Origin of the sequence: Cellulomonas wangleii, assembly GCF_018388445.1 — a bacterium.
GTDB lineage: Bacteria > Actinomycetota > Actinomycetes > Actinomycetales > Cellulomonadaceae > Cellulomonas > Cellulomonas wangleii.
In genome coordinates, this window is sequence record NZ_CP074405.1 from 2,044,150 (window position 1) to 2,070,149 (window position 26,000).

The following is a 26,000-nucleotide window of genomic DNA, read 5'->3' on the forward strand; positions in this document are numbered from 1 at the left end:
CCGTCATGCGCATCGTCCTCGGGGTCGCGGGCGGGATCGCCGCGTACAAGGCGGTCCTGCTCCTGCGGATCCTGCGCGAGCAGGGCCACGCCGTGCGCGTCGTGCCCACCCGCGCGTCGCTGGAGTTCGTCGGCCGTGCGACCTGGGAGGCCCTGTCGGGCGAGCCGGTCACGACCGACGTCTTCGAGGACGTCGACCAGGTCGCGCACGTCGCCGTCGGCAAGACGGCCGACCTCGTCCTGGTGGCCCCGGCGACCGCCGACCTGCTGGCCCGTGCCGCAGCCGGCCGGGCCGACGACCTGCTGACAGCCTCCCTGCTGGTGGCGCGGTGCCCGGTGCTGCTGGCGCCGGCCATGCACACCGAGATGTGGGAGCACCCGGCCACCGTCGCCAACGTGGCGACGCTGCGGTCCCGCGGCGTCCACGTGCTCGAGCCCGCTGTCGGCCGCCTCACGGGCACCGACACCGGGGCAGGACGCCTGCCGGAGCCCGAGGTGATCGCGGCCGCCGCGCTGCGGCTGCTCGAGCCGCCCGTCGAGCAGGACCTGCGCGGTCGCCGTGTCGTGGTGTCCGGCGGCGGCACGCGCGAGCCCCTGGACCCGGTCCGGTTCCTCGGCAACCGGTCGTCCGGACGCCAGGGCGCGGCGCTGGCCCGGACGGCCGCGCAGCGCGGTGCCGAGGTCACGTTCGTCGCGGCCAACGTCGCCGCCGACGTCCTGACCGAGGCCGGTGCCGGCGTGCAGGTCGTGCCCGTGGAGACGGGGGAGGAGCTGCGGCGCGCCGTCCGCGGGGCCGCGCGCGACGCGGACGTCGTCGTCATGGCGGCCGCCGTCGCGGACTACCGCCCGGCGAGCGTCGCCGACGCCAAGCTCAAGAAGTCGGGGGACGACCCGGTGCTCCGGCTCGTCGAGACCACCGACGTCCTGCGCGAGCTCGTCACGGACCCGCCCCGCACCGACCAGGTCGTCGTCGGCTTCGCAGCCGAGACCGGTGACGCCACCGGCACCGTGCTCGACCACGCCCGCGCCAAGGCGCTGCGCAAGGGCGCCGACCTGCTGGTCGTCAACGCGGTCGGCGACGGGCGCGGCTTCGGCACCACGACCAACGAGATCACCGTGCTCGACCGGGCGGGTGACGTCGTCACACAGGCGGCGGGCACCAAGGGCGAGGTCGCCCACGCCGTGTGGGACACCGTGGTCCCGGTGGTGGACATCCGCTCACCACGCCCCGGCGGCGCGGCTACGCTTCGGGCATGACCTCCACGCCTCTCCGCCTGTTCACCTCGGAGTCCGTGACGGAGGGCCACCCCGACAAGATCTGCGACCAGATCTCCGACGCGATCCTCGACGCCATCCTCGAGCAGGACACGACGGCTCGCGTCGCGGTCGAGACGATGGTGACCACCGGCCTGGTGCACGTCGCCGGTGAGGTCACGACCAGCGCGTACGTCGAGATCCCGCAGATCGTCCGCGAGGTGGTCCGCGGCATCGGCTACACCTCCTCGCTCATCGGCTTCGACGGCGACTCCTGCGGCGTGTCGGTCTCCATCGGCCAGCAGTCGCCCGACATCGCCGCGGGTGTCGACAAGGCCATCGAGGTCCGCCAGGACGCCGCGGACCTCGACCCGCTCGACCTGCAGGGTGCCGGCGACCAGGGGCTGATGTTCGGGTACGCGAGCGACGAGACGCCCTCCCTGCTGCCCCTGCCGATCTGGTTGGCGCACCGGCTGGCCGAGCGCCTCGCCCAGGTGCGCAAGGAGGGCACGCTGCGCGGCCTGCGGCCCGACGGCAAGACGCAGGTCACGGTCGGCTACGAGGGCGACCGGCCCGTGTCCCTCGACACCGTCGTGCTGTCCACGCAGCACGAGCCCGACCTGTACGAGTCGGCCCTCGCCGCGCAGGTGGCCGAGCTCGTCGTGGCACCCGTGCTCGCCGACGCGGGCATCGACACCTCCGGCCACCGCCTGCTGGTGAACCCCACCGGCCAGTTCGTGATCGGCGGCCCGCAGGGCGACGCCGGGCTGACGGGACGCAAGATCATCGTCGACACCTACGGCGGCATGGCGCGCCACGGCGGTGGTGCGTTCTCCGGCAAGGACCCGTCCAAGGTCGATCGCTCGGCGGCGTACGCCATGCGGTGGGTCGCCAAGAACGTCGTCGCCGCGGGCCTCGCGCGCCGCTGCGAGGTGCAGGTCGCCTACGCGATCGGCAAGGCGCACCCCGTGGGCCTGTACGTCGAGACGTTCGGGACCGGCACGGTGCCCGAGGACCGGCTGACCGCGGCGATCCGCGAGGTCTTCGACCTGCGCCCCGCGGCGATCATCCGCGACCTCGACCTGCTGCGCCCCGTGTACCGGCGCACAGCGGCGTACGGCCACTTCGGTCGTGACCTGCCGGAGTTCACCTGGGAGCGCACCGACCGCACGGCCGACCTGCTGTCGGCCGTCGGCTGACCGCGCCCGGCCGTCCGACGGCGGTGGCTCGGACGAGCGCCACGCGGACACCCGGCGCCGTGGTGGGATGGACCGCGTGACCAGCGCGAGCACCCCCGAGCAGCCGGCGCTGGCCGGGCTCGAGGTGCCTGCCGCACCACGCCGGCGCCGCGTCGCCGCGCCGCCCGGGCCGGCCGCCCGGTTGCCCGTGGCGCGGGTCTGCGTCGACCTCGCACCGCCGCACCTCGACCGCCCGTTCGAGTACCTGGTGCCCGAGACGCTCGACGACGCGGCGCGCCCCGGTGTCCGGGTCAAGGTCCGGTTCGCCGGCCAGGACGTCGACGGGTGGCTGCTCGAGCGCGTCGAGCAGGCCGACCATGAGGGACGCCTGCTGCCGCTGCGGCGGGTCGTGTCCTCCGAGCCCGTCGTCGCGCCCGCGGTCGCGCGGCTGGCGCGCGCGGTCGCCGACCGGTGGGCGGGGAGCCTGGCCGACGTGCTGCGGCTCGCGGTCCCGCCGCGGCACGCACGCGTGGAGGGCGAGGTCGACGCACCCGACTCCGGCGAGGCCGTCGCCGGGGCGGTCGTGGCCGCACCCGCGCCCGGTGCGCCCGCCTGGGAGGCCTACCGGGGCGGTCCGGCGTTCCTGCGTCACGTCCTGGCGGGCGGTGCGCCGCGGGCCGTGTGGACGGCGCTGCCCGGCACCGGTGAGCACCGCTGGGCAGCCGCCGTGGCCCAGGCGGTGGCGACGACCCTGCTGGGGGGCCGTGGCGCGCTCGTCGTGGTGCCCGACGCACGGGACGTCGATCGGGTGTGCACCGCGCTGCGTGAGACGGGGCTCACGGACGTGTCCGAGGGCGGCCCCGTGACGCGGCTGGTCGCCGAGGACGGCCCCGCCGCCCGGTACCGGTCCTTCCTCGCGACCCTGCGGGGACGCGCCCGGGTGGTCGTCGGGACACGGGCGTCGGCGTTCGCGCCCGTGGCGGACCTCGGCCTGGTCGTGTGCTGGGACGACGGCGACCTGCAGCACGCCGAGCCGCGCGCACCGTACCCGCACGTCCGCGAGGTGCTGGCACTGCGGTCCGAGCTCGAGGGTGCCGCCCTGCTGGTCGGTGGCCACGCCCGGACCGTCGAGGCGCAGCACCTGGTCGCGACCGGCTGGGCGCACGAGGTGTCCGCCGACCGTGCCGGGGTGCGAGCCCGCACGCCGCGCGTGCGCGCGCTGACGAGCGTGGAGCTGGCGCGCGAGGGGCCCGCGGCGGCCGCCCGGCTGCCCGCGCCGGCGTGGCGCGTCCTGCGGGACGCCCTCGCCCTCGGCCCCGTCCTCGTCCAGGTGCCGCGTGCGGGGTACGTCCCCGTCGTCGCGTGCGGCCGGTGCAGGACGCCCGCGCGGTGCGCCACGTGCCACGGACCGCTGGGCCTGACGTCGGGCGACGGTCCGCCGTCCTGCGGCTGGTGCGGCCGGCTCGCCACGGGCTGGCGGTGCGACGAGTGCGGTGCCGCTGCCCTGCGGTCGGTCCGCGTCGGCTCCGAGCGCACCGCCGAGGAGCTCGGCCGGGCGTTCCCCGGCACCACGGTGCGCGTGTCCGGCGCCCGCGCGGCCGGCGGCGTCCTGTCCGAGGTGCCCGACCGGCCGGCGCTCGTCGTGGCGACGCCGGGTGCCGAGCCGCACGCCCCCGGCGGCTACGCGGCCGCCGTGCTGCTCGACGCCGCCGTGGCCAGCGCCGGGGAGCGGCTGGGGGCGGAGGTCGACGCGCTGCGCCGCTGGCTGGGCGCGGCCGCGCTCGTGCGCCCCGAGGGGCAGGTGCTCCTCGTCGGGGACGGTGCCGTGCGCCCCACGCAGGCGCTCGTCCGCTGGGACCCCGCGGGCCTCGCTGAACGCGAGCTCGACGAGCGGGCCGAGCTCCGGCTGCCGCCGGCCGTCCGGGTCGCCTCGCTGACCGGCACGCGGGACGCGGTCGCCGCGGTCGTCACGCGCGTCGACGTCCCCGTGCTGGAGGTGCTCGGACCCGTGCCGGTGCCGCAGGACGACCGAGGCGCCGCGTTGGAGCCCGAGGTGCGCACGCTGCTGCGCGTGCCCCCGGCCGACGGGGCGACGCTGGCGGCCGCCGTCGCAGCGTCCGTCGCGATCCGCAGCGCGCGCCGGGAGGGCGGCACCGTCCGCGTCCAGATGGACCCCGCCGACGTGCTGTGACGCACGGCGCGTGGGGTGACCCGACCTAGGATCGAACCCATGCGTCTGCTCTTCGCGGGGAGTCCCGCGGCCGCCGTCCCCTCCCTCGAGGCCCTCCTGGCCTCCCGGCACGAGGTGGTCGCGGTGCTGACCCGGCCCGATGCGCGCGTCGGGCGGGGACGCACGCTGCAGCCGTCGCCCGTCGGCGCCCTGGCCCGCGAGCGCGGTCTGCCGGTGCTGACCCCGCGGACGTTGCGCGACCCGGAGGTGGTCGCCGAGATCACCGCGCTGGGTGTGGACGCGGCACCGGTGGTGGCCTACGGGGTGCTCGTGCCGCCGACGCTGCTCGACGTCCCGCGGCACGGCTGGGTGAACCTGCACTTCTCGGTGCTGCCCGCCTGGCGCGGGGCCGCGCCGGTGCAGCACGCCGTCATGGCGGGTGACGAGGTCACAGGGGCCTCGACGTTCCGGCTGGAGGAAGGGCTGGACACGGGGCCGGTGTACGGGACGCTCACCGAGACGATCCGCCCCACCGACACGTCCGGCGACCTGCTGGGCCGGCTGTCCGTGGCGGGGGCCGAGCTGCTGGTGCGGACCCTGGACGCCCTCGAGGAGGGCGTGCTGGAGCCGGTGCCGCAGCCGGCGGACGGGGTGAGCCTGGCGCCCAAGCTGACGGTGCAGGACGCGCGGGTGCGCTGGGAGCACCCGTCGACCGCCGTCGACCGGAGGATCCGGGGCTGCACGCCGGCCCCCGGCGCGTGGACCACCCTGCCGGACGGGCAGCGCCTCGGCGTGGGGCCGGTGCGCCCGGTCCCGGAGGTGACGGACCTGCGCCCGGGGGAGGTGCGTGCGGACAAGCGGGAGGTGCTCGTCGGCACGGGCGCCGGTGCCGTGCGCCTGGGGGAGGTGACCGCACCGGGCAAGCGTCCGATGCCCGCGGCCGACTGGGCGCGGGGTGCGCGCCTCGAGGCGGCGACCGTCCTGGGCAGTGTGCCGCAGGAGGCCGCAGTCACCGAGGGGGGTGCCCGATGACCCGGGAGGACCGTCCGCGTCGTGACGACCGTGCCGGGCGGGACGACCGCCCGCGGCGCGACGGCAGCGGCCAGGACGCGCGACGCGACGCGCGGGGCCGACAGCGCGGTGAGGCGCGGGTGCAGGGTCGCGCGGGGCGCACCACGGCCGCGCCGTCGCAGCGTACGCGGCAGGGCGACGCGGCCCGCGGTGCGGCGTACGACACCCTGCGGGCCGTGGCGGACTCGGACGCGTACGCCAACCTGGTGCTGCCGCCGCTGCTGCGCGAGCGTCGCATCGCCGGGCGTGACGCGGCGTTCGCCACGGAGCTGGCGTACGGCACCCTGCGGTTGCGGGGCCGGTACGACGCCGTGCTCGAGCAGGCGTCGTCGCGTCCGCTCGCCCAGGTGGACCCGCCGGTGCTCGACGTGCTGCGCATGGGTGCGCACCAGCTGCTGGGCATGCGGGTGCCGCCGCACGCGGCGGTCTCCGAGACGGTGGGCCTGGCCCGCGAGCGCGTCGGGGCCGGTGCGGCGCAGTTCGTCAACGCGGTGCTGCGCCGGGTGGCCGAGCAGCCCCTGGACGTGTGGCTGACGCGGGTCGCGGACGCCGCCGACCCCACGGGTGACGACGTGGTGGCGCGGCTGGCGGCCGTGGAGAGCCACCCGGCGTGGGTGGTCCGGGCGCTGCGCGAGTCGTTGGTCGGGTCGGGTCGTTCGGCGGACGAGCTGGCGGCGCTGCTGGAGGCGGACAACGCGTCACCTCGCGTGACCCTGGTGGCGCGTCCCGGGCTGGTGACGCCGGCGGGGCTGGCGGAGCAGGTCGACGCCGTGCCGGCCGGTCTGGCGCCGACGGCGCTGGTGCTGACCGGCGGAGACCCGGGCGCGGTGCCGGCCGTCCGCGACGGCCTGGCCGGGGTGCAGGACGAGGGGTCGCAGCTCGTGACGCTGGCGTTCGCCGCGGCTCCCGTCGAGGGGCGCGACGAGCGCTGGCTGGACCTGTGCGCGGGACCCGGCGGCAAGGCGGCGCTGCTGGGTGCCCTGGCCGCCGAGCGGGGGGCCCGGCTGGTCGCCAACGAGGTGCAGCCGCACCGCGCCCGGCTTGTCGAGCAGGCGCTGCGGGCGGTGCCCCGTGACGCCGTCGAGGAGGTGCGCACGGGGGACGGGCGCACGGTGGGGGAGCTGGAGCCCGACTCCTACGACCGTGTGCTGCTCGACGCCCCGTGCACCGGCCTGGGTGCGCTGCGCCGGCGACCGGAGTCGCGCTGGCGGCGCACGCCGGCGGACCTGGCGACGCTCGGTGCCCTGCAGCGCGCGCTGCTGGCGTCGGCGCTGGCCGCGGTGCGTCCCGGGGGCGTGGTCGCGTACGTGACGTGCTCGCCGCACCTGGCCGAGACGCAGCTGGTGGTGCTCGACGGGCTGCGGGCCGCCGCACGGGCCGGCACGCCCGCGGAGGTCGTCGACGCCGCGCCCGTCCTGGCCGGTGTCGCGCCGGTGTGGGAGCCGGTGCCGGGGCGCACCGACGTGCAGCTGTGGCCGCACGTGCACGGCACGGACGCGATGCACCTGACGCTGCTGCGGCGGCTCTGAGCGCGGCGGTCGGCGGGGTCGGTAGCGTGGTGCTCGTGCCACCCGTGCTGATCAACCCGAGCATCCTGTCCGCCGACTTCGCGAACCTCGAGCGGGACCTGCAGGCGATCGCGTCGGCGGACCACGCGCACGTCGACGTGATGGACCAGCACTTCGTGCCGAACCTCACGATCGGCCTGCCGGTGGTGCGGCGGCTGGCGCAGGTCAGCCCGCTGCCGCTGGACGTGCACCTCATGGTGGAGGACGCCGACCGGTGGGCCCCGCAGTACGCGGAGGCGGGCGCCGCGTCGGTGACGTTCCACGCCGAGGCGACGCAGGCGCCCGTGCGCCTGGCGCGCGAGCTGCGGGCCGGCGGCGTGCGCGCCGCGGTGGCGCTGCGCCCCGCGACCCCGGTCGAGCCGTTCCTCGACCTCCTCGCGGAGGTCGACATGATCCTCGTGATGACGGTCGAGCCGGGCTTCGGGGGGCAGGCGTTCATCGAGGGCACGCTGGCCAAGGTGCGTCGGGCGCGCGCCGCGGTGGACGCGGCCGGGGCGGCCACGTGGATCCAGGTGGACGGCGGCGTCTCGCGCGACACCATCGGGCGGATCGCGCGCGCCGGGGCGAACGTGTTCGTCGCCGGATCGGCCGTCTACGGGGCGGCGGACCCCGCACAGGAGATCGCGGCGCTGCGGGCGCTGGCCGAACGCCCCACGACGCAGGCCTGAGGTCGCCGGACCGACCTCGCGACGGGCCCTGCGGACCGGGCCCTGCGCGTCCGACGCCGCAGGTCCGGGCGCGGGCGAGCGGCCCGGCGGGAATGCCCCGTGTGGCATCATCGTTGTCGAACACACACGTGCTCCGGGGTCGGTGAAAGTCCGAGCCGGCGGTGACAGTCCGCGACCCGTGATCCCCGCGAGGGGTGAGCGGTTGACCTGGTGGAACTCCGGGACCGACGGTGAAAGTCCGGATGGGAGGAGACGCGTGCGCGGTGCGCCCTGGGGCGTGCCGTGACGGTACGGTCCTCCGCCCGTGCTGCCCCGGAGCCCTGACGGCGACGGAGGTGGACGGTGACGCGGACGACGACGCAGGACACCGCGCGCGACCTGACCGTTCCGGGCCCGCAGGACGCGCTCCCGCGCGAGGTCACCGCGATGCGCCGGGCGCTCGAGCTGGCGCACCGCGGACCGATGGGCCCCAACCCCCGTGTCGGGTGCGTCCTGCTCGACCGCGACGGCGCCGTGCTCGGGGAGGGCTGGCACCGCGGTGCGGGCACCCCGCACGCGGAGGTCGCGGCGCTGGCCGACGCCCGCGAGCGCGGTGCCGACGTGCACGGCGCCACGGCGGTGGTGACCCTCGAGCCGTGCGACCACACCGGGCGCACCGGCCCGTGCTCGACGGTGCTGCTCGCGGCCGGGATCGCGCGGGTCGTGGTGTCCGTGGAGGACCCCAACCCCGTCGCCGCCGGGGGAGCGCGCCGCCTGCGGGAGGCCGGGGTCGACGTCCTGACGGGCGTCCTGGCCGACGAGGGCCTGGCCGCGCTGGGCGCCTGGCTGCCCGCGGTGCGCCACGGTCGCCCCTTCGTGACCCTGAAGACCGCCACCACGCTCGACGGGCGGATCGCGGCCGTCGACGGCACGAGCCGCTGGATCACGTCGGACGTGGCACGCCGGCACGCCCACGCGCTGCGCGCGGACGTCGGGGCGATCGTCGTGGGCACGGGCACCGCGCTGACCGACGACCCGTCGCTGACGGCGCGGACCGAGGACGGCTCGCTCGTCGAGCACCAGCCGCTGCGGGTCGTCGTGGGTCATCGCGACGTGCCCGCCGGCAGCCGGTTGCGGGGCCCCGGGGGAGAGCTCGTGACCGTGCGCACCCACGACCCCGCGCAGGTGCTGGCCGTGCTGCACGAGCGCGAGGTGCGCCACGTGCTGGTCGAGGGCGGCCCGACGCTCGCCGCCGCGTTCCTCGCGGCCGGCCTGGTCGACGAGGTCCACGCGTACGTCGCCCCGGTGCTGCTGGGCGCCGGCCCGGCCGCGGTCGGCGACCTCGGCATCACCACCATCACGCAGGCGCTGCGCCTGGAGCCGAGCACGGTGGTCCCGCTGGGGCCCGACGTGCTCGTCGTCGCCACGGTCCGCAACGCCCCGGCCGACGAGGCACCCGCCCCGGCCGCACGTCCGTCCACCGAGGAGGAGCACTGATGTTCACCGGGATCGTCGAGGAGCAGGGCACGGTCGTCGCGCTGGAGCACGGGGCCGGGGACGAGGCGGACGCGCGGCTGCGCGTGCGCGGACCGCTGGTCACGTCCGACGCGCGGCCCGGGGACTCGATCGCGGTCAGCGGCGTGTGCCTGACCGTCGCGGACCTGCCGGGCGACGGCACGTTCGTCGCCGACGTGATGCCCGAGACGCTGCGTCGCTCCGCGCTGGGCGACCTCGCCCCGGGGGACGCCGTCAACCTCGAGCGGGCACTGGCCGTCGGCGGCCGGTACGGCGGGCACGTCGTGCAGGGGCACGTCGACGGTGTCGGCGTCGTGCGGTCCCGCCAGCCCGGCCCCCGCTGGGACGACGTGGAGATCGGGCTCGAGCCGGCGCTGGCGCGCTACGTGGCGGAGAAGGGCTCCATCACGGTGCAGGGGGTGTCGCTGACGGTGACGCACGTGGGCGACGACACGTTCGGCGTGTCGCTGATCCCCACGACCCTGCAGGTCACGACGCTGGGGGCGCTCGCGCCCGGGGCGCGGGTCAACCTGGAGGTCGACGTGCTCGCGAAGTACACCGAGCGGCTGCTGGCCACGGCGGGAGTGACCCGGTGAGCGCCGACATCCGTCTGGGCACGGTCGAGGAGGCGCTCGCCGCGCTGCGTGCCGGGCGCCCGGTGCTCGTCTCCGACTCCCAGGACCGTGAGAACGAGGCCGACGTGGTCCTCGCGGCGCAGTCCGCGACGCCGGAGTGGGTCGCCTGGACCATCCGGCACTCCTCGGGCTACCTCTGCGCACCGATGACCGGGGAGCGTGCGGACGCGCTGGACCTGCCGCTCATGGTCCCGCACAGCCAGGACCCGCGTCGCACCGCGTACACGGTCACCGTCGACGCCGCGACGGGGGTCACCACGGGGATCTCCGCCGCCGACCGCGCCCGCACGCTGCGGGTCCTGGCGGACCCCGCCTCGGGCCGCACCGACCTGATCCGCCCCGGGCACGTGCTGCCGCTGCGCGCCGTGCCCGGTGGGGTGCTGCACCGTGCGGGGCACACCGAGGCCGCGGTGGACCTGTGCCGGCTCGCCGGCCTGGAGCCCGTCGCCGCGATCGCCGAGCTCGTGCACGACGACGGCAGCATGATGCGGTTGCCGGACGCGGCCGCGATCGCCGCCGACGAGGACCTGGTGCTCCTGACGATCGCCGACCTGCGGGCCTGGCGGCTCGCCCACGGCGACACGGAGCCGGAGCCCGTCGAGCCGGCCGCCCTCGCGCCGCGCGTGCACGCCACCCACACGGCGTACCTGCCCACACGCCACGGCGACTTCCGCATCCACGGGTTCCGCGACCTGCGCACGGGCGACGAGCACGTCGCGCTCGTCTCGACCTCGGGGCTGGCCGCCGAGCCGACGGTGCGCGTGCACTCCGAGTGCCTCACCGGTGACGCCTTCGGTTCCGCGCGGTGCGACTGCGGCCCGCAGCTGGACGCGGCGCTGCAGATCGCGGCCGCGGAGGGCGGCGCGGTCGTCTACCTGCGCGGGCACGAGGGCCGCGGGATCGGGCTGCTCGCCAAGGTCGCCGCGTACGCCCTGCAGGACGAGGGTCGCGACACGATCGAGGCGAACGTCGACCTCGGGTGGCCCGCCGACCGGCGCGAGTACGGCGCGGCGGCGGCGATCCTCGCCGCGCTCGGCGTGCGGCGCGTCCGCCTGCTGACCAACAACCCGGCCAAGGTCGCCGGGCTGCGCGCCCACGGCATCGAGGTCACCCAGGTGCGCGGCCTGGAGGTGGGACGCACCCCGCACAACGAGGCGTACCTGCGCACCAAGGCCGTCAGCATGGGCCACGCGCTGCACCTCGACGACCCCACGACCGACGGCGCCCCGGCCGTGGCACCCGCCGTGCACGTCGCCCCCGTCCTCGCCGGCCCCGCACCCGCGGGCGCCGACACGACCGACCACACGTTCGAACCCCTGGAGGAGCTGGCATGAGCGGCGCAGGCGCACCCACCCTGGACCTGGACGGCCGCGGCCTGAAGGTCGTCGTCGTCGCCGCGAGCTGGCACACCACCGTCATGGACGGCCTGGTCGCCGGCGCCGAGCGGGCGCTCGCCGAGGCCGGTGTGCAGGACGTCACCACGGTGCGCGTCCCCGGCTCCTTCGAGCTGCCCGTGGCCGCGCAGCGCGCCGCGGGCACGGCCGACGCGGTCGTCGCCCTCGGGGTCGTCATCCGCGGCGGCACCCCGCACTTCGACTACGTGTGCCAGGCCGCCACCTGGGGCCTGACGCAGGTCGGCCTGAACACCGGCATCCCCGTCGGGTTCGGGCTGCTCACGTGCGACGACGAGCAGCAGGCGCTCGACCGCGCCGGGCTGCCCGGCTCGCGGGAGGACAAGGGCGCCGAGGCCGCGCAGGCGGCGGTCGCCACGGCGCTCACGCTGCGTGCGCTGGGCGACGCATGACGGACCCGTGTGCGGCTGGGGCCGGGCGGACGTCTAGGCTCGGCTCGTGAAGTCGTTCGAGGACCTGTACGCCGAGTTGTCCCAGAAGGCCGTCACCCGCCCCGAGGGGTCGGGCACGGTCGCCGAGCTGGACGCCGGTGTGCACGCGATCGGCAAGAAGATCGTCGAGGAGGCGGCCGAGGTCTGGATGGCGGCCGAGCACGAGTCCGACGAGCGCGCCGCCGAGGAGATCTCCCAGCTGCTGTACCACCTGCAGGTGCTCATGCTCGCCAAGGGCCTGACGCTGCAGGACGTGTACACGCACCTGTGAGGGGTCCCGGCCGCAGCCGGACGCACCGCCCACCGACACCCACCGAACCACCCGAGGACACCGTGCTGAGGATCGCCGTCCCCAACAAGGGCTCCCTGTCGGAGCCCGCCGTCGACATGCTCCGGGAGGCCGGGTACCGGCAGCGCCGCGACTCGCGCGAGCTGGTCCTGCCGGACCCGGACAACGACGTGGAGTTCTTCTTCCTGCGCCCGCGCGACGTCGCGGTGTACGTCGGTGCCGGCACCGTCGACGTCGGCATCACCGGCCGCGACCTGCTCATCGACTCCGCCTCGTCCGCGGTCGAGCACCTGCCGCTCGGCTTCGCCCGCTCCACGTTCCGCTTCGCCGGCACCGCCGGCCGGCTGACCGACGCCCGGCAGATCGCCGGGCTGCGGGTCGCCACCTCCTACGCCGAGCTCGTGGGCGCCTACCTGCGCGAGCGTGACATCGAGCCCGCCGCGGTCGTGCGGCTCGACGGCGCGGTCGAGTCGGCCATCCGCCTCGGCGTCGCCGACGTGATCGCCGACGTCGTCGAGACCGGTTCGACGCTGCGCGCCGCCGGCCTCGAGGTCTTCGGGGAGCCGATCCTGCGCTCCGAGGCCGTCCTGGTCCGGCGTGCCGACGTGGACCAGCCCGCGGGCCTGGACATCCTCACCCGCCGGCTGCAGGGCGTGCTCACCGCCCGCGAGTACGTCCTCATGGACTACGACGTGCCGCTGGAGCTGGTGGACCGGGCCGTCGCCATCACCCCCGGCCTGGAGTCGCCCACGGTGTCCCCGCTGCACAACGGCCAGTGGGCCGCCGTGCGGGCGATGGTGCCGCGCAACCAGACCAACCGCGTCATGGACGCCCTGTACGACGTGGGCGCCCGCGCGATCCTCGTGACGTCGATCCTCGCCTGCCGGATCTGATGTGACGCCCGACGACGACCGGCTCGACGCACCCTTCCGGCCGCGGCTCGCGCGCGCCGTCACGCTGGGCGTCGCGGTGGCCGTGCTCGCCCTGACGGTCCTGCTCGTCGCCGTCATGCCCGGGCTCTCGCCGCTCGACCAGGTGGCGTTCGTGCTGTTCGCCCTCGCGATCGCGTGGTTCTGCTGGCGGCAGGCCTCCGTCAGCGCGGTCCCGGACGCGACCGGCCTGCGCGTGCGCAACCTCCTGGTCACCACGCACGTGACCTGGGCGCAGATCGTCTCGGTGCGGTTCGGCCAGGGCCGGCCCTGGGTGCAGCTCGACCTCGCGGACGGGGACACCCTGGCCGTCATGGGCGTGCAGCGCGCCGACGGCGAGCGTGCCGAGCGGGAGGCGCGCCGCCTGGCCACGCTGGTCGCACGCCGCAGCGCCACGACCGCCGACGACTGACCCGGCCACGGCCGGGTCGGTCCACCGGGCCGGCGGCGCCGCGTCAGCCCGCGGTCACGGCGTGCGCGCCGGCCACGGCCGCCGCGAGGAACGCGGCCGGGTCGGCGTCCAGGCCCCGACCCATGGTCGACAGCCGCACGGGGCACGTGCGCAGGGCGTCCAGCAGGGCCGTCCCCGCGCCGACCCGCACCGCGGTGTGCCGCCCCGCCGGGGCCGTGATCCCGTCCGCCTGCGCCGCGACGCGCGCCCCGAAGGCGGCCCACGCCGCGGGGTCCGGGTCGGCGGTGAGGTCCTGCGGGGTGCCGGGCAGGTCCGGGGCGAACTCCGGCACGACGACGTCGGCCGGGAGCAGCGCCACGCGGCCGTACGCCGTCAGCGAGTGGTGGGACACGCCCAGGTGCCGGTCGCGGGCGTCGGCTCCCGACACGCGCAGCGACGCGACGGGCCGCCCGCCCAGGACACCGGCCGCGTTGAGCGCCTCCCCGGCGGCGACCCCCGAGAACCCCCAGCGCGTGCCCGTCCCGAGGTTGCCGGGCCCCTGCGCGACGACCACGAGGTCGGCGCCGACCACGTGCCGCGCGGCCAGCAGCCCCGTGTGGACGGTCACCGCCTCCAGGTCTCCACCGAACGCCTGACCCACCGTCACGCACGCCTGCAGCCACCCCGCCGAGCGCAGGCCGTCGACCGCGCGGGAGAACCAGGCCGGCAGCGCCCCGCCGTCCGTCATGACGTACGCCACCCGCGGCGCCGGACGCCCGAGACGGTCGGCCGCGGCGCGGGCACCGGCGACCACCGCCGGCAGCGCCGAGTGCAGGTCGGCCACGACCACCGGCAGCCCGGCGAGGTCGTCGGCCTCGCGCAGCACCTCGTGGTGCGCGGACTCCTGGTCGTCCACCCCCAGGACCATCGCCTGCAGGGGCGTGTACCGCGCCTTGACCAGGTGACCGGGACCGGGCAGCGGGTCGGGCACCAACGAGTCGGTGCGGGCGACCACCAGGGCGTACCCGCCGGTACCGAGCCCGCGCAGCAGCGCCGTGGCGTTGAGCAGCACCCGCGCACCCGGCACGACCTCGCCGACGAGGTGCGGGTAGGACAGCGCCCGCACGGTTCGGTCCTCGCCCTCGATCGCCACCGTCGACTCGCACGCGCCGTCCCACCGGGCCCGGCACTCCGTCACGACTCCCGCACGCCACGCGATCACGCACCCACGCTACCGGCGCGGCGGGAGCGTCCCGCGCCGCCCGGGCGCCTCCGGACGACTACCGTGGTGCCCGATGCCCCCCGCGATCCCGCCCGCCGAGCGCCTGCTCAACCTCGTCATCGCTCTGGTGAACACCACCGGGCGCATGACCAAGGAGCAGGTGCGCGCCTCCGTGGCCGGATACGGCGACGCCCGCTCCGACGACGCGTTCGAGCGGATGTTCGAGCGCGACAAGGACACGCTGCGCGAGCTCGGCGTCCCGGTGCTCACCGTGACGCACGCCGGGCACGGCGACGACGTCGGGTACCGCATCGACACCGCCCACTGGTCGCTGCCGCCCATCGAGCTGACGGCCGCCGAGCTGGGGGTCCTGGCTCTGGCCGCCCAGGTCTGGCAGGACCAGTCGCTGCGCGCCGACTCGACGCGCGCGCTGACCAAGCTGCGCGCCGTGGGCACGGCACCCGAGGCCCACGACCTCGTCGCCGGCCTCGCCCCGCGGGTGCGCGCGGGCGGCGAGGCCTTCGCCCCGCTCGTCGACGCCGTGCAGAACCGCCAGGCCGTGCGGTTCACGTACCACGCGGCCACCACCGGGGAGGTGCGCGAGCGGCGCGTCGAGCCGTGGCGGCTGCTGGCGCGCCGCGGCGGCTGGGTGCTGCTCGCCCGGGACCTCGACCGCGGCGCCAGCCGCTCGTTCCGCCTGTCCCGCATCCGCGGACCCGTGCGACCGGCGGGAGAGCCCGGCGGCTTCCCGCCGCCCACCGCCGACGAGCTCGCCGACGCCGCGCGGACGTGGGGTGCCACAGGACCGGAGCAGACGGCCCTGCTCGCGGTCACCCCCGGGCGGGCCGGTGCGCTGCGGGCGCGGGCCACGCAGGCCCCGACCGACGTCACGCTGCCCACCGGTGCCGACGACGTCCTCGCCGGGCGCGACCTGCTGGCGGTGCCGTTCCGGGTCGACTGGGAGCTCGCCGAGGAGGTCGTCGGGTACGGCGACGCCGTCGTCGTGCTCGACCCGCCGCAGGTGCGCGACGCCGTGGTCGGCATGCTGCGCGTCGCCGCGACCCTCGACGCGCGTCCGGCGCACCACGAGGCCCCGCACCGCGCCGACGCCGAGGAGGCACGCGGTGCCTGAGCGCGCGAGCGACCGCCTGGTGCGGATGCTGGGCATGATCGCCTACCTCGAGCGGCACGAGGACGTGCCCGTGGACCAGGTCGCCGCCCAGTTCGGCGTCACCCCCGAGCAGGTCATGGCCGACGTCGACACCCTGTGGGTGACCGGCACGCCGGGGTACCTGCCGGACGACCTCATCGACTTCGACGCGTCCTCCTACGAGCAGGGCGTCGTCCGGCTCACCGAGGGGCGCGGGGTGACGCGACCGCTGCGCCTCGGCCCCCGCGAGGGCGTCGCGCTGCTGGCCGCGCTGCGCTCCCTGGCTGCGCTGCGGCCCGCGATGGACGCCGAGCGCGCGGCCGTGCTGGACTCCGTGCTCGCCAAGGTGCAGGCCGCCACGGGCGACGCGGCCGCGGGGGTCCCGGTGGACGTCGAGCTGCAGGTCGGCGCCGTGCCGGCGGTCGCCGCCGCGGTCGGCGCGGCCCTGTCCGGACGCCGCCGCCTGCGGCTGCGGTACGTGGACGCGTCCGACGTCGTCACCGAGCGGGACGTGGACCCCGTGCGCCTGGTCAGCGAGGACGAGCACTCCTACCTGCTGGCGTGGTCGCTCGCGGCCGACGCCGAGCGGCTGTTCCGTGTCGACCGGATCGTCGACGCCGAGGTGCTCGACGTCCCGGCCGAGGAGCACCCGGTCGCCGCCGACGCCGACGTGTTCCAGCCCGACGCGTCCGGCGAGCTCGTGACCGTCCGCCTGGCGGGCCGGGCGCGGTGGGTCGCCGAGACGGTCCCGGTGGAGCGCACGCGCGAGCTGGCCGACGGGGCGTTCGAGGTCGAGCTGCGTGTGGTGCAGCCCGCCTGGATCCGCCACCTGCTGCTGCAGGTGGCGGACGACGTCCTCGACGTGCGGCCCGCGCACGTCGCGCACGACGTGGCCGCGACCGCCCGCGGCGCCCTGGCGGCCTACGCGCCGCTGCTCGAGACGACCGCGGGGGAGTGCTGACGGTGTTCTGGTTCACGGTGTGGACGGTCCTGGTCCTGGCGACGCTGGCCGGCGCGTTCCTGATCGGCCGGCGGCTGTGGCACGCGGCGGTCGCCCTGGGCCACGAGCTCGCGCGGGCGGGCGAGGTGGCCGACCGCCTCTCCGCCCGCACCGCCGAGCTCGAGGAGCAGGCACGCGCGGCCGGGGTGGAGGTCCGACCGGCCCTCGGGCGTGACCCGCAGGAGCTGCGTGACCGGGTCGAGCTGTTGCGGGCCGTCCGCCGGGAGCACCGGCTGCGCCGCCGCGAGCGGCACCGCGCCACGGTCGCCGATGCGTCGACCCGCTGGTTCGGGTGAGGCGAATCGCTCCCGGACGGCGTGCGGAAGCGCTTCGACTCCGGAGGCCCACCCCGTAGACTCGCCGCAGGACAACGGACCACAGAGGGGTCGTCATGCTCAGGAACGTCAGCGCCGTGCACGTGATCATGGTCCTGGTGGTGGTCCTGCTGCTCTTCGGGGCGAACCGGCTCCCGGGACTCGCCAAGAGCATCGGGCAGTCCATGAAGATCTTCAAGAACGAGGTCAAGGACCTCGCGGACGACGGGCGCCGTGGCACGACGACCCCCGACCCCGTGGTCGACGTCGACCCGGTGACCGGCACCACCACCGGTACCGCCCCGGCTGCCGGTGACGTGCCCCCACCGCCGCCCGCGGCGCCGGCCGCACCGCCGCGCGCCTGACCGGCCGGTGAGCCGCAAGCCCCGACGCGCGGCGGACCCCGGAGCCCGCATGCCGCTGCGCGAGCACCTGCGCGAGCTGCGTCGCAGGATCGTGCTGATCGTGCTCGGCCTGGTGGTCGGCGCGGTCGGGGGATGGTTCCTCTACGAGCCGGTCTTCCACCTGCTCCAGCAGCCGATCCTCGACGCCGCCGACGCCCGCGACGACCGCGTGTCGCTGAACTTCCAGGGCGTGGCGACGGCGTTCGACGTCCAGGTGAAGGTCTCCCTCTTCCTCGCGGTGCTGTTTACCGCGCCCTGGTGGATGTACCAGCTGTGGGCCTTCATCACCCCCGGGCTGACGTCCAAGGAGCGCCGCTACGCGGTCGGGTTCATCGCCGTCGGGGTGCCGCTCTTCTTCGCCGGCGCAGGGCTCGCGTGGTGGGCGCTGCCCAACGCGGTGCGCCTGTTCACCGCCTTCGCGCCCGCGGAGACGACCAACTGGGTCGACGCCCAGCTCTACCTGTCGTTCGTCATGCGGATCGTCCTGGCCTTCGGCCTGGGGTTCCTGCTCCCGGTCGTCATGGTGGCCCTGACCTTCGCCGGGCTCGTCCGCGCGCGCACGTGGGCCGCGGGGTGGCGGTGGGCGATCGTCCTCGCGTTCGTCTTCGCCGCCATCGCGACCCCCACCCCGGACGCCGTCTCCATGCTCGTCGTCGCCGTGCCGATCTGCCTGCTCTTCCTCGGTGCGCTCGGGGTGTGCCTGCTGCACGACCGCCGGCTGGACCGCGCACTCGTCGCGCAGGGCCTGCCGCGCCTGGACGGCACCGTGCCCGACGAGACGACTCCTGACGACGCCACCCGGGACGCCACCGGGCCGGGCGCGCGCACCGACGCCACGCCCGGCACCGCATGAGCACGGTCGGGCTGGTCGTCAACCCCGTCGCCGGCACCGGTCAGGGAACCCGTGTCGGACGACGCGCCCACCGGCTGCTGGAGCGCGCCGGGCACGTGGTCCACGACCTGTCGGCGCCGACGCTCGCGCAGGCCACGCACCTGGCTCGGCAGGCAGCCACGGTCGGGCTCGACGCGCTCGTCGTCGTCGGCGGGGACGGGATGGTGCACCTCGGTGTCGACGTCGTGGCCGGCACCGACGTGCCGCTGGGCATCGTCGCGGTGGGCACCGGCAACGACGTGGCGCGCGCCCTCGGGCTGCCGCGCGCCGACGTCGACCGGGCGGTCGCCGTCATCGACCGTGCGCTGCGCGACGCACCGCAGCGGGTCGACGCGCTGCGTGCCGGCCCGCCCGACGGGTCCCGGGGCACCTGGTGCGCCGGCGTCCTGTCCTGCGGGCTCGACGCGGCCGTCAACGCGCGCGCGAACGCCCTGACGTGGCCGCGGGGCCACGCGCGCTACCTGCGAGCGCTGCCCCCGGAGCTGGCCGCCTTCCGGCCGTACGGGTACCGCGTGCAGGTCGACGACGTCGTCTGGGAGTCGGCGGGCACGGTCGTGGCGGTGGCCAACACGCCCTGGTTCGGTGGCGGCCTGCCCATCGCGCCCGACGCGGTCCCGGACGACGGCCTGCTCGACGTCGTGCTCGCGGGACCGCTGACCCGCAGGCAGGCGCTCGGGGTGTTCCCGCGGATCTACCGCGGCAAGCACGTCGACGACCCGCGGGTGCAGGTGCTCCGGGGGCGGCGCGTGCTGGTCGAGCCGGCCCCCGCGCTCGGCCCGGCACCGCCGGTCGCGTTCGCGGACGGTGAGCGCGTGGACGCCCTGCCGCTGCTCGTCGAGGTGGTGCCGGGCGCGCTCGGCGTGCTCCGGTAGCGCACCGCCGGGGCGTGCCTAGGGTGGGCCCGTGCCCCCACGTCGCCGACCGTCCCGTGCCGCGTCCGCCGAGCCCAGCCGGTCCGGCGGCCCGTCCACCGCGCAGCCCCCGCGGGAGCCCGACCACGAGCCGTCGCCCGCGGAGCGGTACGCGGCCGCGCGTCGCCGGGCCGCCGCGGAGCGTGGCGAGCTCGGCACGTTCCGTGCCCGCCTGGACTTCCCGCTGGACGACTTCCAGGTCGAGGCGTGCGCGGCCCTGGAGCGCGGTAGCGGTGTCCTCGTCGCGGCGCCGACCGGTGCCGGCAAGACGGTGGTCGGAGAGTTCGCCGTCCACCTCGCCCTCGCCTCGGGACGCAAGGCGTTCTACACGACGCCCATCAAGGCGTTGTCGAACCAGAAGTACGCGGACCTGGCGCGGGTCCACGGCGCCGAGCGCGTCGGCCTGCTCACGGGGGACACGACCGTCAACGGCGACGCCGACGTCGTGGTGATGACGACCGAGGTGCTGCGCAACATGCTGTACGCGGGGTCGCCGGCGCTGCAGGGACTCGGCTACGTCGTCATGGACGAGGTGCACTACCTGGCGGACCGGTTCCGCGGTCCGGTCTGGGAGGAGGTGATCATCCACCTGCCCGACGACGTGCAGCTGGTGTCCCTGTCTGCCACCGTGTCCAACGCCGAGGAGTTCGGCGACTGGCTGGCGACCGTGCGCGGCGACACCACGGTGGTGGTCAGCGAGCACCGCCCCGTGCCGCTGGGGCAGCACGTGCTGGTGGGCGACCAGCTGCTCGACCTGTACGCCGGGCACGTCGACCCGACGGCGCCCGGCGTCGACCCGCCCATCAACCCGGACCTGACGCACCTCCTGCGGCGCCAGCCGGCCGGTGTGCGCGACCAGCGCGGCCCGCGCGACCGCGGGCACCGGGGACGCGGCGGCCACCGGCCCGGGCCGGGCCTGCGCCCGCCGCCGCGGTTCGTGGTCGTCGACGAGCTCGCCGAGGCCGGTCTCCTGCCCGCGATCGTCTTCATCTTCTCGCGGGTGGGCTGCGAGTCGGCCGTGCAGCAGTGCCTGTCCGCGGGGGTGCGCCTCACCGACCCGCGGGAGCAGGCCGAGATCCGTCGCGTCGTCGAGGAGCGGTGCGCCGCGATCCCGCCCGAGGACCTGGGGGTGCTCGGGTACGACGCCTTCGTCGAGGCCCTCGCGCGCGGCGTCGCCGCGCACCACGCGGGCATGCTCCCGCTGTTCAAGGAGACGGTGGAGCACCTGTTCTCGCGGGGGTGGGTCAAGGTCGTGTTCGCGACCGAGACCCTCGCGCTGGGCATCAACATGCCGGCACGCTCCGTGGTCCTCGAGAAGCTGGTCAAGTGGGACGGCAGCGCGCACGTCGACGTGACGCCGGGGGAGTACACCCAGCTCACCGGCCGCGCCGGGCGCCGGGGCATCGACACCGAGGGGCACGCCGTCGTCGTCGCGCACCCCGGGCTGGATCCCGTCCAGCTGGCAGGGCTGGCGTCGCGGCGGCTCTACCCGCTGCGCTCGTCGTTCCGTCCGACGTACAACATGGCCGTGAACCTCGTGGCGCAGGTGGGCCGGGAGCGGGCGCGCGACGTGCTCGAGACGTCGTTCGCCCAGTTCCAGGCCGACCGCGGCGTCGTGGGCCTGGCACGCCAGGCGCAGACGCACGCCGAGGCCCTCGAGGGGTACGCCGAGGCCATGTCGTGCCACCTGGGGGACTTCGCCGAGTACATGACCCTGCGCCGCGCCATCACCGACCGCGAGCGCGGCATGGCCAAGGCGGCGGCGGCCGCACGGCGGGCCGACGTCACCCGCACGCTCGAGGGGCTGCACGTGGGCGACGTGGTCGAGATCCCCGTCGGTCGCCGCGCCGAGCACGCGGTCGTCGTGGACCCCGGTGGCGGTGGCGGGTTCGACGGCCCGCGCCCGACCGTGCTGACCACGGACCGACGTGTGCGTCGGCTCACCGTCGCCGACGTCGGGACGGGCCTGCGGACGGTCGGTCGGCTACGGGTACCGGGACGGTTCGAGGTACGGGTGCCCGCCGCGCGGCGTGACCTGGCCGCGCGCCTGCGCGCCCGGCTGGACGAGCTCGACGTGGTGCCCTCGCCCGCCCGAGGGGGAGGGCGGCGTGCCGAGGCCCGGTCGGCGGCCACGGAGGACGCCGAGCTCGCGTCGCTGCGGCGCCGCCTGCGCGCGCACCCCTGCCACCGGTGCCCCGACCGCGAGGACCACGCGCGCTGGGCGGAGCGGTGGGAGCGGCTGCGTGACGAGCACGCCGCCCTGGTGCGTCGCATCTCGGGGCGCACGGGCTCGATCGCGGCGGTGTTCGACCGCATCTGCGACGTGCTGGGCACCCTGGGCTACCTCGCCACGGACGACACCGGGGCGCTGCGCGTGACCGACGACGGCCGCTGGCTGCGCCGCCTGTACGCGGAGAACGACCTGGTGCTCGCGGAGTGCCTGCGACGTGGCGTGTGGGACGAGCTGGACCCACCGGGCCTGGCCGCGGCGGTCTCCACGATCGTCTACCGGTCGCGCCGCGAGGAGGACACCGAGCCTCGCGTGCCCGGGGGCCCGGACAGCCGGCTGGGCCACGCGCTCGACGCCGCGGTTCGCGCGTGGTCCGAGCTGGAGGACCTGGAGCACGGGGCGCGCCTCGACACCATCCAGCCGCTGGACCTGGGGCTCGTGGAGCCGATCCACCGGTGGGCCGCCGGGCGCAGCCTGGATGCCGTGCTGCGGGGGACCGACCTGGCTGCCGGCGACTTCGTGCGCTGGTGCAAGCAGGTCGTCGACGTGCTCGACCAGGTCGCCGGCGCGGCGCCGACGGAGCGGCTGCGCACGACGGCGGGCCGGGCGGTCGCGGCCGTGCGTCGTGGCGTCGTGGCGTACTCGGCGGTCTGAGGCCCGCGGCCGTCGCCGGTGTGCGGACCGCAACCGGCCCGCCGTGGCCCTATCGTGTGCTGATGTGAGCTCGACCCTGTACCGGCACGGCGTCGTGCACTCCCCGGCCGACCCCTTCGCCGAAGCGCTCCTCGTCGAGAACGGGGTCGTCGCCTGGCTCGGCTCCGACGACACGGCCGACGGCCTGGTCGCCGGCGTCGACGAGGTGGTCGAGCTGGGCGGTGCGCTGGTCGCGCCCGCGTTCGTGGACGCGCACGTCCACCTGCTCGAGACCGCCCTCGCGGCGGCCGGGCTCGACCTGACCGGCGCCTCCCTGCCCGCCGTGCTGGACGCCGTCGCGGCCGTCGCCGCGCGGCGCGGGGCGGGGGACCGCCGTGTCGTGCACGGCACCGGCTGGGACGAGGGCGCGTGGCCCGAGGGTCGGGCGCCGACCCGGGCGGAGCTCGACGCCGCCGGGCAGGGTCTGCCCGTGTACCTCGCCCGCGTGGACGTGCACTCGGCGGTGGTGTCGAGCGCGCTGGCCGACCTGGCCGGCCTGCGGGACCTGCCCGGGTGGTCCCAGGACGGCCTGGTGGTCGGGGCCGCGCACCACGCGGCCCGCGATGTTGCTCTCGCGGTCGACGCGCAGGAGCGCACCGCGCTGTACCGCGACGCGCTGAGGCGGGCGGCGGCCGCCGGGATCGTGGCGGTCCACGAGCAGTCCGCGCCCCACGTCGACACCCGTGACGGCCTGCGTGAGCTGCTGACGACGACCGCGGACGCGGCGTCCGCCCTGCCGCTCGTCGTGGGCTACCGCGCCGAGGCGTGCGTCACGGTCGACGACGCACGCGCGCTGCTGGCCGACCTGCCCGGCCTGACGGGCATCGGCGGCGACCTCAACGTCGACGGCTCCCTGGGCTCGCGCACCGCGGCCCTGCGGCACCCGTACGCCGACGCGCCGGGGACGTCCGGGACCCTGCACCTGACCGCCGAGCAGATCGCGAACCACGTCACCGCAGTGACGCGGGCCGGGTCGCAGGCCGGCTTCCACGTCATCGGGGACCGCGCGCTGGACGAGCTGCTGCTGGGGATGCGGGCCGCGGCGGACGTCGAGGGCTCGGCGGCGATCGCCGCCGCCGGCCACCGCGTCGAGCACGCCGAGATGGTCGACGCCCACTCGCTCGCGCAGATCCTGCTGCTGGGCCTGCGGCTGTCGGTGCAGCCGGCGTTCGACGCGACGTGGGGCGGCCCCGGCGGCATGTACGCCGCACGGCTGGGCCAGGGAAGGGCGGCAGCGCTGAACCCGTTCGCCGACCTCGCGGCCGCCGGCGTGCCGCTCGCCCTGGGATCGGACACACCCGTCACCCCGTTCGACCCCTGGGGTGGTGTGCGGGCCGCATCGGCGCACCACCAGGCCGACCAGCGCATCAGCGCGCGGGCGGCGTTCCGGGCCGCGACCCGCGGCGGATGGCGGCTGGCAGGGCTCGACCACAGCGGTGCCGGTGAGCTGCGGGTCGGTGCGCCCGCGCACCTGGCGGTGTGGCAGGCCGAGCACCTCGTGGTCCAGGCGTCGCGCACGTCGACGTGGAGCGCCGACGCGCGTGCCGGGAGCCCGTTGCTGCCGGACCTCGGCCCCGACGAGCCGGCGCCGCGCTGCCTGCGCACGGTGCGCGCAGGCGTCGTCCTGCACGACGCGCTGGGCTGACGCGGCCGCCGGCCTTCGGTCCGGTGGGGGTCCGTGAGACACCGCGCCGGCGACGTCCCTGGGTGAAAAACGGCGCCGCTCGCGCAGCCGGTGAACCGTCCAGATCGCCCGCATGGCCGACACGCGGGCGACACGCCGCGCGGGGGGAGTGCGCGCGGACCCACGGACCCGTGCTGGCCTGCGCCGATCTCGCTGACCTGGCCGTACGTCCCCTTGACAGGGTGGGTCAGACGGGTAGTTTCGCAGTGGCCCGTCGTTGCGGGCACCGGAGGGGGACCCACGAGCCACTGACCGGTGCCGCACGGTCCGAGCTCCGACCGGGTCCGCGCGCTCAACAGAAAACGGCAGGACTCGTCCTCGCCGGTACGAAGGGCGCGCGGGCCGGTCGGTCGGGCCGGCCGTGCGGTCCCCGGTCGTCACCGGGGCCTCGACAGGGCCCCTCCGGAGGCTGACGTACGCTGCTGCGGTGCCCGTCCCACCGTCCGCCCGCTGGCTGACGCTCGTCCTGGCCGCCGCGGGCGGCCTGGTCACGCGTCTCGCCTTCCCGGAGCCCGGCCTGTCGCTCCTGGCCCCGGTGGGCATGGCACTGCTGTACCTGGCGCTGCGCCGCGACTCCGCCGCCTGGAACGCCCTGGTCGGCCTCGTGTGGGGCCTGACGTGCTTCGGGCCCATGATCACGTGGGCGAACGACGCGGTCGGGCCGGTCCCGTGGCTGGCACTGACGGTGTTCGAGGCAGGCTACGTGGCGCTCTTCGGCGCCGCGTGGGCCTGGGCCAGGCGCGGTCACGCGGTCTGGCGCAGCGGCGCGTGGCAGCTCGCGGCGTTCGTGGTGCTGTGGGTCGGCGTCGAGGAGCTGCGCTCCGCCTGGCCGTTCGGAGGCTTCCCGTGGGGTCGGCTCGCGTTCTCGCAGGCCGACTCGTCGCTGTCCGCGTACATGTGGCTCGGCGGCACCCCGGTGCTCAGCGCCGTCGTCGCAGCACTCGGCGTGCTGCTGGCACGGGCCGTGCTCGCGGCGGGGCAGGTCGCCCTGGGTCGGACCGCCGGTGCCCTGGCCGCCGGCGGTGCCCTGGTCGTCGGGTCGCTGCTCATCCCGCTGGACACCGTCGCGCAGCAGGGGACCCTGCGGGTCGGGGCGGTGCAGGGCAACGTGCCGGAGCCCGGCAAGCTCGACGCGTTCGGCGAGCGCCGTCAGGTCCTCGACAACCACGTCGCCGGCACCCGGGCGCTGCTCGAGGACGTCCAGCCGGGCGACCTGGACCTCGTGCTCTGGCCGGAGAACGGCACGGACATCGACCCGCAGGTCGACGCCGAGGCAGCGGGCCTCATCGACGGCGTCGCGCAGGAGGTGGGTGCACCGGTGCTCGTGGGCACCGTGGAGTACCCCGATGCCGGGGGCCGGTACAACACGGCGCTGCTGTGGCAGCCGGGGGAGGGGCCGGTGGCCCGCTACTCCAAGCAGCGGCCCGCGCCGTTCGCCGAGTACATCCCGATGCGCTCGTTCGTGCGGCACTTCTCCGACGCCGTCGACCTGGTGTCGCGCGACATGCTGCCCGGCACCGAGCCCGGCGTCATCCCGGTCGAGTCGTCCCGCCTGGGCCGCACCGTGGTCGTGGGTGACGTGATCTGCTTCGAGGTCGCCTACGACGCCATCGTCCGTGACGCGGTCAGCGAGGGTGGCGAGCTGCTCGTGGTGCAGACCAACAACGCGTCGTTCGGCTGGTCGGACGAGTCCACGCAGCAGCTGGCGATGTCGCGGCTGCGTGCGATCGAGCACGGACGCGCGACCGTGCAGATCTCGACGGTCGGCGTGAGCGCGGTCATCGAGCCCAACGGTGTCGTCACGCAGCGCACGGAGCTGTTCACCGACGCCGAGATGATCGCGAACCTGCCGCTGCGCGAGTCCCTGACGCCCGCGACGCGCGCGGGCGACTGGCCGGCGCTGGTCGCCGACGTGCTCGCCGTGTGGGTGGTCCTGGCGGGCATGGTGGGCGCGGCCAGGCTGCCGCGGGCCGAGCGGCCCGACGGCCCCGCCTGAGACCTCCGTCGACGC

General features: G+C 76.3%; 23 protein-coding genes and 1 riboswitch. Of the genes, 22 read left to right on the forward strand and 1 reads right to left on the reverse strand.

Annotated features, from left to right (window positions below; translation table 11 throughout):
- Positions 1-5 precede the first annotated feature (5 nt).
- The 13 genes from coaBC (at position 6) to KG103_RS09470 (ending at position 13,510) form a co-directional block, all read left to right on the forward strand.
- On the forward strand, positions 6-1,256 hold the full coding sequence (gene coaBC, locus KG103_RS09410) for a bifunctional phosphopantothenoylcysteine decarboxylase/phosphopantothenate--cysteine ligase CoaBC (protein WP_207342267.1): 1,251 nt from the start codon (positions 6-8) through the stop codon (positions 1,254-1,256).
- The gene (gene metK, locus KG103_RS09415) at positions 1,253-2,452 is read left to right on the forward strand and encodes a methionine adenosyltransferase (protein WP_207342266.1); all 1,200 of its coding nucleotides are present in this window, start codon (positions 1,253-1,255) and stop codon (positions 2,450-2,452) included. Before coaBC ends, metK begins: the two co-directional genes overlap by 4 nt.
- A 67-nt stretch (positions 2,453-2,519) precedes the next feature.
- Positions 2,520-4,622 carry a primosomal protein N' gene (locus KG103_RS09420; protein ID WP_207342265.1) on the forward strand — a complete coding sequence of 701 codons (2,103 nt, stop codon included), beginning with the start codon at positions 2,520-2,522 and terminating at the stop codon, positions 4,620-4,622.
- Between the two features lie 39 nt (positions 4,623-4,661).
- Entirely contained in the window at positions 4,662-5,633 is a 972-nt protein-coding gene (fmt, locus tag KG103_RS09425) for a methionyl-tRNA formyltransferase (RefSeq protein ID WP_207342264.1), read from the forward strand.
- Positions 5,630-7,201: an RsmB/NOP family class I SAM-dependent RNA methyltransferase gene (locus tag KG103_RS09430; protein WP_207342263.1), complete on the forward strand. Its 1,572-nt coding sequence runs from the start codon at positions 5,630-5,632 to the stop codon at positions 7,199-7,201. Before fmt ends, KG103_RS09430 begins: the two co-directional genes overlap by 4 nt.
- Positions 7,202-7,236: 35 nt before the next feature.
- Positions 7,237-7,908 carry a ribulose-phosphate 3-epimerase gene (gene rpe / locus KG103_RS09435; RefSeq protein WP_249670526.1) on the forward strand — a complete coding sequence of 224 codons (672 nt, stop codon included), beginning with the start codon at positions 7,237-7,239 and terminating at the stop codon, positions 7,906-7,908.
- 124 nt (positions 7,909-8,032) lie between these two features.
- Positions 8,033-8,166, forward strand: a riboswitch (FMN riboswitch).
- 168 nt (positions 8,167-8,334) lie between these two features.
- Positions 8,335-9,384 (forward strand): bifunctional diaminohydroxyphosphoribosylaminopyrimidine deaminase/5-amino-6-(5-phosphoribosylamino)uracil reductase RibD, encoded by a 1,050-nt coding sequence (gene ribD, locus KG103_RS09440; RefSeq protein WP_207342297.1) that lies wholly within the window; start codon positions 8,335-8,337, stop codon positions 9,382-9,384.
- Positions 9,384-9,998 carry a riboflavin synthase gene (locus KG103_RS09445; protein ID WP_207342262.1) on the forward strand — a complete coding sequence of 205 codons (615 nt, stop codon included), beginning with the start codon at positions 9,384-9,386 and terminating at the stop codon, positions 9,996-9,998. The genes ribD and KG103_RS09445 overlap by 1 nt, the downstream gene beginning before the upstream one ends.
- Positions 9,995-11,371, forward strand: coding sequence for a 3,4-dihydroxy-2-butanone-4-phosphate synthase (gene ribB, locus KG103_RS09450; RefSeq protein WP_207342261.1), 1,377 nt, complete (start codon positions 9,995-9,997; stop codon positions 11,369-11,371). Before KG103_RS09445 ends, ribB begins: the two co-directional genes overlap by 4 nt.
- Entirely contained in the window at positions 11,368-11,841 is a 474-nt protein-coding gene (gene ribH, locus KG103_RS09455) for a 6,7-dimethyl-8-ribityllumazine synthase (protein WP_207342260.1), read from the forward strand. Before ribB ends, ribH begins: the two co-directional genes overlap by 4 nt.
- A 46-nt stretch (positions 11,842-11,887) precedes the next feature.
- Entirely contained in the window at positions 11,888-12,151 is a 264-nt protein-coding gene (locus KG103_RS09460) for a phosphoribosyl-ATP diphosphatase (protein WP_207342259.1), read from the forward strand.
- 62 nt (positions 12,152-12,213) lie between these two features.
- The gene (gene hisG / locus KG103_RS09465; RefSeq protein WP_207342258.1) at positions 12,214-13,062 is read left to right on the forward strand and encodes an ATP phosphoribosyltransferase; all 849 of its coding nucleotides are present in this window, start codon (positions 12,214-12,216) and stop codon (positions 13,060-13,062) included.
- Position 13,063: 1 nt separating this feature from the next.
- Complete coding sequence (locus KG103_RS09470) at positions 13,064-13,510, forward strand: PH domain-containing protein (RefSeq protein ID WP_207342257.1); 447 nt, start codon at positions 13,064-13,066, stop codon at positions 13,508-13,510.
- A gap of 43 nt (positions 13,511-13,553) precedes the next feature.
- Here the strand turns inward: KG103_RS09470 and KG103_RS09475 are convergent, their stop codons facing one another.
- A complete protein-coding gene (locus KG103_RS09475; protein WP_207342256.1) occupies positions 13,554-14,711 on the reverse strand; it encodes a DUF3866 family protein in 1,158 nt (385 codons plus the stop codon).
- Between the two features lie 73 nt (positions 14,712-14,784).
- Between KG103_RS09475 and KG103_RS09480 the strand changes: the two genes are divergently transcribed.
- The 9 genes from KG103_RS09480 to lnt all read left to right on the forward strand — a co-directional run bounded on the left by KG103_RS09480 (position 14,785) and on the right by lnt (position 25,985).
- Complete coding sequence (locus KG103_RS09480; RefSeq protein WP_207342255.1) at positions 14,785-15,843, forward strand: helix-turn-helix transcriptional regulator; 1,059 nt, start codon at positions 14,785-14,787, stop codon at positions 15,841-15,843.
- Positions 15,836-16,822 (forward strand): helix-turn-helix transcriptional regulator, encoded by a 987-nt coding sequence (locus KG103_RS09485; RefSeq protein ID WP_207342254.1) that lies wholly within the window; start codon positions 15,836-15,838, stop codon positions 16,820-16,822. Before KG103_RS09480 ends, KG103_RS09485 begins: the two co-directional genes overlap by 8 nt.
- 2 nt (positions 16,823-16,824) lie before the next feature.
- The gene (locus KG103_RS09490) at positions 16,825-17,157 is read left to right on the forward strand and encodes a hypothetical protein (protein WP_207342253.1); all 333 of its coding nucleotides are present in this window, start codon (positions 16,825-16,827) and stop codon (positions 17,155-17,157) included.
- Between the two features lie 95 nt (positions 17,158-17,252).
- A complete protein-coding gene (tatA, locus tag KG103_RS09495; RefSeq protein WP_207342252.1) occupies positions 17,253-17,540 on the forward strand; it encodes a twin-arginine translocase TatA/TatE family subunit in 288 nt (95 codons plus the stop codon).
- 49 nt (positions 17,541-17,589) lie between these two features.
- Complete coding sequence (gene tatC / locus KG103_RS09500) at positions 17,590-18,432, forward strand: twin-arginine translocase subunit TatC (RefSeq protein ID WP_207342251.1); 843 nt, start codon at positions 17,590-17,592, stop codon at positions 18,430-18,432.
- On the forward strand, positions 18,429-19,343 hold the full coding sequence (locus tag KG103_RS09505) for a diacylglycerol/lipid kinase family protein (RefSeq protein ID WP_207342250.1): 915 nt from the start codon (positions 18,429-18,431) through the stop codon (positions 19,341-19,343). The genes tatC and KG103_RS09505 overlap by 4 nt, the downstream gene beginning before the upstream one ends.
- Positions 19,344-19,374: 31 nt before the next feature.
- Entirely contained in the window at positions 19,375-22,266 is a 2,892-nt protein-coding gene (locus tag KG103_RS09510) for a DEAD/DEAH box helicase (RefSeq protein ID WP_207342249.1), read from the forward strand.
- A gap of 64 nt (positions 22,267-22,330) precedes the next feature.
- Entirely contained in the window at positions 22,331-23,950 is a 1,620-nt protein-coding gene (locus KG103_RS09515) for an amidohydrolase (protein ID WP_207342248.1), read from the forward strand.
- Between the two features lie 466 nt (positions 23,951-24,416).
- A complete protein-coding gene (gene lnt / locus KG103_RS09520; protein ID WP_207342247.1) occupies positions 24,417-25,985 on the forward strand; it encodes an apolipoprotein N-acyltransferase in 1,569 nt (522 codons plus the stop codon).
- Positions 25,986-26,000: the final 15 nt, after the last annotated feature.

What these genes read in the sequence shown, in the direction of transcription:
- coaBC (WP_207342267.1), top strand. Translation starts at nt 6, where the DNA reads ATGCGCATCGTCCTCGGGGTCGCGGGCGGGATCGCCGCGTACAAGGCG.
- metK (WP_207342266.1), top strand. Translation starts at nt 1,253, where the DNA reads ATGACCTCCACGCCTCTCCGCCTGTTCACCTCGGAGTCCGTGACGGAG.
- KG103_RS09420 (WP_207342265.1), top strand. Translation starts at nt 2,520, where the DNA reads ATGGACCGCGTGACCAGCGCGAGCACCCCCGAGCAGCCGGCGCTGGCC.
- fmt (WP_207342264.1), top strand. Translation starts at nt 4,662, where the DNA reads ATGCGTCTGCTCTTCGCGGGGAGTCCCGCGGCCGCCGTCCCCTCCCTC.
- KG103_RS09430 (WP_207342263.1), top strand. Translation starts at nt 5,630, where the DNA reads ATGACCCGGGAGGACCGTCCGCGTCGTGACGACCGTGCCGGGCGGGAC.
- ribD (WP_207342297.1), top strand. Translation starts at nt 8,335, where the DNA reads ATGCGCCGGGCGCTCGAGCTGGCGCACCGCGGACCGATGGGCCCCAAC.
- KG103_RS09445 (WP_207342262.1), top strand. Translation starts at nt 9,384, where the DNA reads ATGTTCACCGGGATCGTCGAGGAGCAGGGCACGGTCGTCGCGCTGGAG.
- ribH (WP_207342260.1), top strand. Translation starts at nt 11,368, where the DNA reads ATGAGCGGCGCAGGCGCACCCACCCTGGACCTGGACGGCCGCGGCCTG.
- KG103_RS09480 (WP_207342255.1), top strand. Translation starts at nt 14,785, where the DNA reads ATGCCCCCCGCGATCCCGCCCGCCGAGCGCCTGCTCAACCTCGTCATC.
- tatA (WP_207342252.1), top strand. Translation starts at nt 17,253, where the DNA reads ATGCTCAGGAACGTCAGCGCCGTGCACGTGATCATGGTCCTGGTGGTG.
- tatC (WP_207342251.1), top strand. Translation starts at nt 17,590, where the DNA reads ATGCCGCTGCGCGAGCACCTGCGCGAGCTGCGTCGCAGGATCGTGCTG.
- KG103_RS09505 (WP_207342250.1), top strand. Translation starts at nt 18,429, where the DNA reads ATGAGCACGGTCGGGCTGGTCGTCAACCCCGTCGCCGGCACCGGTCAG.